At 68.3% G+C, this 1,626-nt stretch carries 2 protein-coding genes; one reads left to right on the top strand and one right to left on the bottom strand.

What is annotated here, in order from left to right; all coding sequences use genetic code 11:
- Positions 1 to 65: 65 nt before the first annotated feature.
- Complete coding sequence (locus AB0367_RS38730) at positions 66 to 1,190, bottom strand: glycosyltransferase 87 family protein (RefSeq protein WP_366231502.1); 1,125 nt, start codon at positions 1,188 to 1,190, stop codon at positions 66 to 68.
- A 99-nt stretch (positions 1,191 to 1,289) separates the two neighbouring features.
- On the opposite strand from AB0367_RS38730, the gene AB0367_RS38725 reads away from it, so the two are divergent.
- Positions 1,290 to 1,626: alanine racemase (locus AB0367_RS38725; RefSeq protein WP_366231501.1), on the top strand; the 337-nt coding region annotated here is incomplete at its 3' end.

Raw genomic sequence — 1,626 nt, 5'->3', positions numbered from 1 at the left:
GGTAGTGCTTGTTCACCATCGTGTTCCAGGACTCCTGATCTCCCGGGACCATCAACATCCCAGGTTCAAGTGTCCAAGATCAGGGGGCAACTCCCGACCGCGCCCGCGAGGCCGCCGGGTTCGTGCAGGTCGTAGGCGTAGAACGAGATAACGCTGAAGGTCACGGTGAGGTAGACGACGGCTGCGCCGAGCAGCGGCGGCCAGCGCATCGGTCGGGTGCCGGCGATGATCAGCAGCAGGATCGCGGGGATGAACCAGAAGATGTGGTGCACCCAGGTGACCGGGCTGGCCAGGCATCCGACCAGGCCGGCGAGGGTGAGACCGGTCAGGTCGCTGCCGGCGGCGTGTGCCCGCGCGGCCCGCCACATGCCGAACCCGGCGACCGCCGCCACGAGCAGCAGCCAGAGCACCCGCTGGGGCGGGTCTGAAGCCCTCGCCGCGATCCCCATCAGCGACTGGTTGAACAAGTATTCGGGATGGCCGATGCCGTCGCCGCCGACGAGCGTGCGGGTCCAGTAGGTCCAGGAGTCGCCGGGTGCGACCGCCCACGCGACGGCGGTCGCCACGGTTGCCGTCGCGGTGGCGACAGCTGCGGCTCGCCAGCGGCGGGTGCACAGCAGGTACACGATGAAAATGGCGGGCGTGAGCTTGATCGCCGCGGCGAGTCCGATGCCCGCACCGGTCCACCGGCTGCCGGCGGCGCCCAGGACCAGCAGGTCCACCAGCACCAGCGCCACGAGCACGAAGTTGACCTGGCCGAAGGTGAAGGTCTCCCGGATCGGCTCCAGCCCGGAGGCGAGCGGCGCCGCCAGCAGGAAGACGAACCACACCGGCTGGCCGAGACGGCGGGCCACCGGCAGCGAGAGCAGCCACAACGACACCGCCAAGGCGAGCACGGACACCGTGCTGAAGGCCACCTGCACCGGCACCGGCCAGGCCAGCCCGGCCAGCGGCCGGAGCAGCAACGCAGCGAACGGCGGATAGGTGAACCCGAGTGACCCCTGCGTCGGGTCCGGCACGCTGAAGTCATACAGGGGATGGCCGTCGCGCCACCACTGCACCGCCAGGTGGTAGATCCGCAGGTCGGCGAAATGGTGCCGGTTGCCATACCAGTCGTGGCCGATGCCGGCGACCAACCACGCCATCACCGCCACCGCAAGCCGCCAGGCAACTGCAGTGAGCTGTCTCATTGATCCCCACCGTAACAGTGTCCAAATCGGCTGTTTGGACGATCCTTCATGGCGGCTAACGGCGAGCGGGTGCCATGGCACCGTGACATGATTTCGCGCATGGAGACGCCGGCTCCGCTGTTGCCTGATCAGAGCACGCCGTTTCTTGCTGTAGACCTTGACGTGCTCGACCGCAACATGCGGGCCATGGCGGCAGGCGCTGCTGCGCGGCGGATCGCGCTGCGGCCACATGCGAAGTCCCACAAGTGCGTGCAGATCGCTCGCCGTCAGATCGTGTCTGGTGCGGTCGGCCTGACCGTGGCCACCGTCAGCGAGGCTGAGGTGTTCGCCCAGGCCGGCTGCACCGACCTCTTCATCGCCTATCCCGTCTGGGCGTCAGGTGCGCGTGCGGCACGATTGCGTGCTCTCGCCGACCAGGTGTCGCTGCGTGTCGGTG

The organism is Dactylosporangium sp. NPDC051484, assembly GCF_040689395.1.
Classification (GTDB): Bacteria; Actinomycetota; Actinomycetes; order Mycobacteriales; family Micromonosporaceae; genus Dactylosporangium.
This window is presented reverse-complemented; position numbering and strand designations above follow the sequence as displayed.